Origin of the sequence: Psychromonas sp. SR45-3, from assembly GCF_014163575.1 — a bacterium.
GTDB classification, from domain to species: Bacteria; Pseudomonadota; Gammaproteobacteria; order Enterobacterales; family Psychromonadaceae; genus Psychromonas; species Psychromonas arctica.
Genome location: NZ_JACJDP010000068.1, coordinates 1 through 7,408 on the forward strand (window position 1 = coordinate 1; position 7,408 = coordinate 7,408).

General features: G+C 36.3%; 6 protein-coding genes. All 6 read right to left on the bottom strand.

Annotation, left to right across the window (positions count from 1 at the left end; all coding sequences use genetic code 11):
* Positions 1-92 precede the first annotated feature (92 nt).
* On the bottom strand, positions 93-2,237 hold the full coding sequence (locus H5084_RS18880) for a response regulator (RefSeq protein ID WP_182692184.1): 2,145 nt from the start codon (positions 2,235-2,237) through the stop codon (positions 93-95).
* Between the two features lie 255 nt (positions 2,238-2,492).
* Positions 2,493-2,945, bottom strand: coding sequence for a response regulator (locus H5084_RS18885; RefSeq protein ID WP_028869559.1), 453 nt, complete (start codon positions 2,943-2,945; stop codon positions 2,493-2,495).
* 10 nt (positions 2,946-2,955) lie between these two features.
* Positions 2,956-4,434 carry an ATP-binding protein gene (locus H5084_RS18890; protein WP_182692185.1) on the bottom strand — a complete coding sequence of 493 codons (1,479 nt, stop codon included), beginning with the start codon at positions 4,432-4,434 and terminating at the stop codon, positions 2,956-2,958.
* Positions 4,435-4,515: 81 nt separating this feature from the next.
* Positions 4,516-4,740: a histidine kinase gene (locus H5084_RS18895; RefSeq protein ID WP_182692186.1), complete on the bottom strand. Its 225-nt coding sequence runs from the start codon at positions 4,738-4,740 to the stop codon at positions 4,516-4,518.
* A 133-nt stretch (positions 4,741-4,873) separates the two neighbouring features.
* Entirely contained in the window at positions 4,874-6,220 is a 1,347-nt protein-coding gene (locus H5084_RS18900; RefSeq protein ID WP_182692187.1) for a sigma-54 dependent transcriptional regulator, read from the bottom strand.
* Positions 6,221-6,583: 363 nt separating this feature from the next.
* On the bottom strand, positions 6,584-7,129 hold the full coding sequence (locus tag H5084_RS18905) for a BON domain-containing protein (RefSeq protein ID WP_182692188.1): 546 nt from the start codon (positions 7,127-7,129) through the stop codon (positions 6,584-6,586).
* Between the last annotated feature and the right edge of the window lie 279 nt (positions 7,130-7,408).

The following is a 7,408-nucleotide window of genomic DNA, read 5'->3' on the forward strand; positions in this document are numbered from 1 at the left end:
TAGCGATTTAGCTAAAAAGTTAAAACTACTTCAAGATTTAACTCGTAGTTAAATAGAAGTTGAATAGAAGTTAAATAGAAGTTAAATAGAAGTTAAATAATACTTTTAAGCATCGCTAAATTGATGGGCTTTAATAACGCTTGGTCAATCGCAAACTCGGTTAAGGTTTCAGTGCTAATCTCATTACCACTGATGATAGTTATTTCACTGTCTGGTAATAACAAGCGTAATTCTTTTGAAAAAGCTAATCCGTTTGCATCGGGTAAGTTGATATCTAGTAAAATACGGTCGTAAAAATCATCTTTAGTGGGTTGATCTTTACTGGTTAATAAAGCTATCGCTTCAGCAGCACTGTGCGCAATTTGTGTTTTTACATTGAGGTTATTCAGTAATAACGCTGTTATTTGAGCAGCATCTTGATCGTCTTCAATAATTAAAAACCGTTTTGACACCTCGGCAGCCTCTAAATTTTGTGCTGTTGATTGAGAGCTTGTTGCTGAAGTATTGTTCAGCTTATTTGCATCGAGTTGGATAGCTATTACGTTATCTTTTGTTTGTTGCGACGCGATTAAATGGCCATCTTTAGTATTAAAAAATGCTGAGGAAGCATTACCAGTTGTTTCGGTTTCAGCTGCAATTTCAGTTTTAATACCAGAAGAGTTTATATTGATGCCTAAACAATTTACTAATGCTCGATATAATACTTCTCTATCTACCGGTTTTGCCACTACATCATTAAAACCGAGCAATTTTAGTTCTTGATCAACACCCTTCATGGTGGCTGCTGTAACCGCGATAACCGGTGTGGTGATCTTCATGCTTCTTAATTTGGCAATGGCTCGTTTACCATCTAACACTGGCATATGAATATCCATCAAGATGCTATCAAAGGGCGTACCTTGTACCTGTGCTTCGATGATTTTAGTAACTGCTTGGCCACCATTAACTGCATAGCAAACACTTAACCCAAAGGAGCGGCAAATAAAGCCAATTAAGTTTCTAATATCTTTTATATCATCAACAATTAAAATACGTCCGCTTATTTGCGGCAGAGTAGCCTCAGGTGCTTGCGCGTTGATAGGGTTAAAGGCAAATGGTTCAATACGCGTATTAGATAAATCACCAAGATTTAAACTAATAATGAATTTACTGCCAACATTTTCCTCTGATTCAACTTTTATTGTGCCACCCATCTTTTTTAATAATTCACAGCAAATGGCTAGCCCTAATCCCGCTCCTTCTTCATTACGAGAAACAATGTCTTCAACTTGCTCAAAGGGTTTAAAGATGGTTTTTAATAAATGTTGAGGAATACCAATACCTGTATCGGTGATAGTGAAATATAAGGTATTTTTATCCGCTTCTGTTTGTAACCAGATATCGATGGTCACGGCCCCATTATCGGTAAACTTGATGGCGTTATGAATCAAGTTTATAAATACTTGCCTTAAACGAATCGGATCTGCATTGATTTCAAGTGGGAGTGGGGTGATTGTATTGATATTAAGTGAAATACCTTTGTCTTCTGCGGTCACTGACATTAACGCGTACAGGTCTGTAATAAAGTTGTCTAAGGGAATATTTGCATTATTTAATTCTAATTTATCTGCCGCTATTTTAGAGAGATCTAATACGTTATTTAACAGCCCTAATAAATGCTTACCATTATTTAATATTGTATTTAACTCTGATTGAATATGAGTATTCTCTTGGTGCGATAATAAGAGTTCCGTATAGCCTAAAATAGAGGTAAGGGGGGTTCGCAGTTCATGGCTTAGATGTGCAACAAACTTATCCTTTGAGCGATTTTTAGTCTCAGCTTTAATGCGTTCTAAGCGTTCATTTTCAACTTCTTTACGGGACAGTGCATAACGAATAGCACGATGAAAACGCGTGGTATTAAGTTCTGACTTGATAACGTAATCAACCGCGCCGGCATCCAGTGCATTATTATCTAATTCGCTATCTGTCTGACCCGTCAACATAATAATGGGAATGGTACAGCCCGCATTAATCGCTTGTTGTAACACATTTAAACCATTCAATGAACCAAGTTGAAAATCAAGTAAACAGATATCGTGTTTATTTTGCTTGAGTAAGGCTAACGCTTCAACTGCACTATCTGTCCATTGAATTTCAAATTGATAATTGGAGACTTGTTGAAGATAGTCACTGGTTAATAGGTAATCATCTTCATCATCTTCTACCAGCAATACTCTTTTTATAGATTCAGTCATGGTTAAGTCTTCATTGATTATAATTTAAATTGAATTCAGTATTTAAAGGGTTTTCGCTCTTCAGCTACTTGGGTGTTACTTAGAGGCTAGTCAGTACTAGCCTTGTATTATTGTTCAAGTAGTAAGTGATGAGTTCCATTTGTTTGCGGACAAGTAACTCAAGCATTTTTAAAAAAAATTAATGTTCACAACTAACACTAACAATTAATGCGAACAACAATTAGCGCTAGGAAAATGGATCATTACAAGAAGCGGCTAATCATCATTAGAAACAGGAAACTCAACAAACTCAATCCAATATTTCCCTAATACTTTCATTAATTCAACTAAGCCTTCAAAATTAACGGGTTTAGTAATATAGGACGCAGCGCCTAAGTTATAGCCTTTAATTTTGTCTTCTTCTTGTTTTGAAGTGGTTAAAATAACCACCGGGATACCCTTTAAATTTGGATTTTCTTTAATCTCTTTCAGCGCCTCGCGTCCATCTTTACGCGGCATATTAAGGTCTAATAATATTAAATCAGGTCTTGGTGAGCTACATTTATCTTGGTATTGACCTTCTCTGTTTAAATATTCAAGTAATTCAACACCGTCTTCAACACAATGCAGTTTATTTAATACACGGCTTTCTGCTAGTGCATCTTGAGCTAATAGGCGATCATCTTCATCATCATCTGCGATTAAAATGGTAATTGCTTTTGTATTCATTTATGTAACCTTAACTGGTTGTTGTAAAAGTAAAATCATGTGGGATTTTGATTGTAAATTCAGAGCCTACATTGACCTCACTTTGTACTGAAATAATACCGCCATGGCGCTCTACGATACGTCTACATACCGCTAAACCAATGCCTGTTCCTTTATACTGAGAACGTGCATGTAAGCGTTGGAACGGAATAAATATTTTATCTTCAAATTCTTGTGAAAAACCAATGCCGTTATCTTTTACGGTGATTTCATACCATAAACTGTCGGTTTCTAATTGTGGGTCAAAGACCATGGTTTCTTTGTAATCGATATTGATATGCGGTGAAACGGCTTCTTTTTTGAATTTAATTGCATTGCTTAGTAGGTTCAAAAAAAGTTGATCAAGTTGTGATTTATCGCCATTTATAACGGGTAATGCGGTCACTATGATCTCCGCCTTGCTCTCTTCAATGGCCACTTCTAAATCATCTAATACGGCTTCTAACACTTCATCTAGCGCAACACTCACAAATTGCTTACCTCGAGTATTAATACGAGAATACTCGAGTAGGTCATTGATTAAGTTCGACATCCGTTCTGCCGCATTATACATTCGTTGCAGGTAATCCTGACCTTTAGGGTCAATTTCAGTAGCGTAGGTAGTCATCAGGCGATCACCAAAAGCCCTAATTTTTCTTAACGGTTCTTGTAAGTCATGTGATGCTACAAAAGCAAAGTCTTCTAATTCTCGGTTACTGCGTGATAACTCCTCGGAGTACAAAGTTAACTCTTTAGTGCGTTCTTTTACTTCATCCGCTAGTTTTTCATTTTGCTGCTCTAAAGTATCTTTGTATTGTTGCTCTGTTTTATTATTAATTCGCACTAAAAACCATAAGCCAAATAATAATAAAAAACTGGTGATGGCGGAGATACTAAAGGTCACCTGTGCTTCTTTTTCAATTTTATTGAGTTTTTTGTATAGGTTGTAACGATGTTTAACTTCAGCATTTTGCAATTCATCAAAATAGGTTTTGATTTCGTTATAAAGGTTTTTACCTCTGCCCGTCATAACTGTGCGAATAGCTCTTTTTTCTTTATCGTTAAGTGCGAGTTCAACGGTGTAGGTGAGTTCATCTAATTTTGTTGCAACAAGTTCTAACAATACCTGTTGTTTGTCTAGGTCAGCTACCATATCTGTCTGTAGGGCTTTGACTTTTTGAATTTGACTTAACACTAATGAAAGCGCTTCTTGGTAGGGTGCTAAGTAGTCCTTATTTTCCGTCAATAAATAACCACGCTGCCCAGTTTCTGCAGACAAAACAAGTATATGCAATTTATCTAACGCTAAAATTACCTCCCCTGTATTGGTTAAGTTTTTTTGCGTTTTTGCTAGTTCATCGATTGTTTTTAATGCTAATACGACATTAATCGTGATCATGCCGATGACAATAAAGTAGATTAAAGCCCATGAAATGCGTTTGTTATCTAATAAGCGAGAAATCGATGTCATTTATTTTCCTATGTATTTGCTTTGAAAGCGTTTTTAAATATAAGTTAAACACTTACTTTATCCCGATTTATCTCGTCTCAATTAATCCGATTTTTTATTTGCAATGTGTTCTAAAGACAGGCTGCATTGTTGGCACGAAATAAGGATTTTATCAGCAGCTTCTAATGCTTTTTCGATTGGCATATTATTTTCAAGTACTAATTTAATCATCTCTGCTTGCATTGAAATTCTATTTAATGGGGCACGGGCATCATGAATTAGTTCATTGATTTTTTTGGCATCACTGTTGTTTACTTGATCATTCATTATTTAATTAACCTTATCTATTAGTGAAGGATTTAACGTATCAGCCCTCGAAAGTAGAGCCTGAATCGCTTTTCGATGTGGTCACTAACTCAGGCTTATAAAAATGCCTTACTGCTATGCTTTCTCGAATGCTTTACTCTTTAAATTCACCATACGCATGCAGGCGGTTGTATAAGGTTTTAGTACTAATACCTAGCATTTCAGCGGCGAGTGATTTATTACCGTTTACATCTTTTAAGGTCACTTTGATTAATTCTTTTTCAACATCTTCTATGGTTTGCCCTGCGCTAACACTATGGCTACTTTCTGATATCGAAGAGAAGGGCGACCTGAATATTGTTGGTAACTCAATCGATGTCGACTGGGGATCTGACATAATAAAAGCACGATGAATGGCATGACGTAATTCTCGTACGTTACCAGGCCAGTCATAGTCCATAAGACGTTGTAATTGCACCGCTTGCCATTGGTACTGACGGTTATTCTCATCATTAAGCTCATGTAAAAAAGTATGAGCTAATAAAGGAATGTCCTCTTTGCGTTCGCGCAAAGCTGGGATTGCAATAGGAAAAACGGCCAACCTGAAATAGATATCTTCACGTAAATATTTCTTCTCTGCAATCTCTGCGACGGAGCGATTAGAGGCTGAAATAACACGGCAATTAACCGCGACTTCTTTGGTACCGCCTACCGAGGTAACTTTTTTATTTTCCAATACACGTAATAAATTAGGTTGCATATCAATTGGCATTTCAGTGACTTCATCTAAAAATAAAGTGCCATCACCTGCACGTTGAAATACGCCTTCTTTTTTAGCAATTGCGCCGGTAAAAGCACCTTTTTCATGACCAAACAATTCACTTACTATAAGCTCTTTGGTTAAAGCGCCACAGTTCGTTGCGATCAGTTGATGCTCTGTGTTGTTTACTTTATTAGTCGCGCTATGAATAGCTTGTGCAACAACCTCTTTACCCACGCCACTCTCTCCCATTAACATCACATTTGCCTGTGTCAAAGAAACACGTTCAATCATGGTATAAAGGGCTTTCATCGCATCGGATTCTCCAATTAAACAACCGAAATGTTTATGGGGTAACGATGAGTTGTGCTTTTTATTTGTTGCTTTTGGACTTTTGTGCGACAGCGCTTCCTCTAAATCTTCGCGTTGTAAAGGTTTAGCAAGGTAGTCTATTTTAGGGCCACATAAGCTGTCTAACATCCCCTTTACTAAGGGGTGTCCTGTGATCAGGGTAATATAAGGTGTTTGATCAGACTTATTAATATAATCAATTAAGTGCAAGCCACTACCGTCGGGTAACATAAAGTCTAAAAAAATATGCTCAAAGTCATTATTTTCTAGTATCTGATACGCTTCCTGCAAAGAATTAGCCGTCATGATGTCATGCCCAAGAAACTCAATAATATGGCATGCTACGCTTGTAAACTCTTCATCGTCATCAACTAATAATATATTTAACACGGTGATCCTTTATGGTCGTTCAATAGACTTTTTGCCTATAACTAAAATATTTTATAATGCCACATACTAGCAATATTTAACGGTAAGTTATTGCACATTTTATTTAAATATCGACTTTTTTAACGACCAGTCTCGTTTAAAAGGGCTATTTTTTATTGTTTATTATTAATTAGTTAAGAATATTTATACAAATTACTCCTTAAGGCATAGGTATTAATACTTCAATAATTGATAGGGAGGTTTGCATGATTTAATCTAAAGGTTTAAATAACTCTTAAAAAGCTTTGAAATAGTGAACGCTTTATGTGCATGAAAAAGCACACCGAAGCATGCTTTATATGATTCTTAAGCGCTGATTAATGTTTAGCTATCAGCAACTTCTAATTTGTTTATAACAGATTTAACATCTTCGCTGTTTTTAGCGATCATCACTGCTAATTCTTCTTCACTGTCGGAGTCAACTTCACCAGTTAATATCACTACGCCATTAAGCACTTCAACCTCAATACTAGTGCCGCTCACGTCCGATGACATTAATAATTTACTTTTAACTACGGCTTCAACTTTTGAGTCGGTTAACGAAGCAACTAATTCACTCTCTTGTTTTTTATTAATTACTGAAAGCTTGTTGTCAACTGACTCAACACCCTCAAGGCTTGCTACTAACTCTTCCGCCAATGATTTATCTACGGCGCTATCTACTTTACCCGTTAGGATCACAACACGGTCTTGCACATCGGTATTAATATCAAAAGAGTTTAAATGACTGTTAAATAAAAGCGTTGTCTCTGCTTTGCCATCTAACCATGCATCTTTAGATTTATCTTCCCACGTGTTGTCTGCGAATGCGGTTGTTGAACCTGCAGTGAACAAGGTAAGTGCAATAATTGAACGAATTGAGTTTTTCATTATTTTCTCCTTTTTGATTAGGTAAAGTGGATTAGCTATTATTGTGCCAAAACTATAAATTACTGATTTTTATCGGTTATTTGTTTTTTGTTATGACTTTTGAGCAAAGTTACTTTGTGTTTATTACATGCGTGAATGTAAAAATTACAAGAGGGATCGCCGTTAGGCATTGACCTTGCGGCCGCTGATTTGTCAGCTTAAATGATCACGGTTATATCACCTCTCTAGGATTAACTTCACAGATAATCCTAGAGAGGTGGGGAGGGATTTACTTATTAT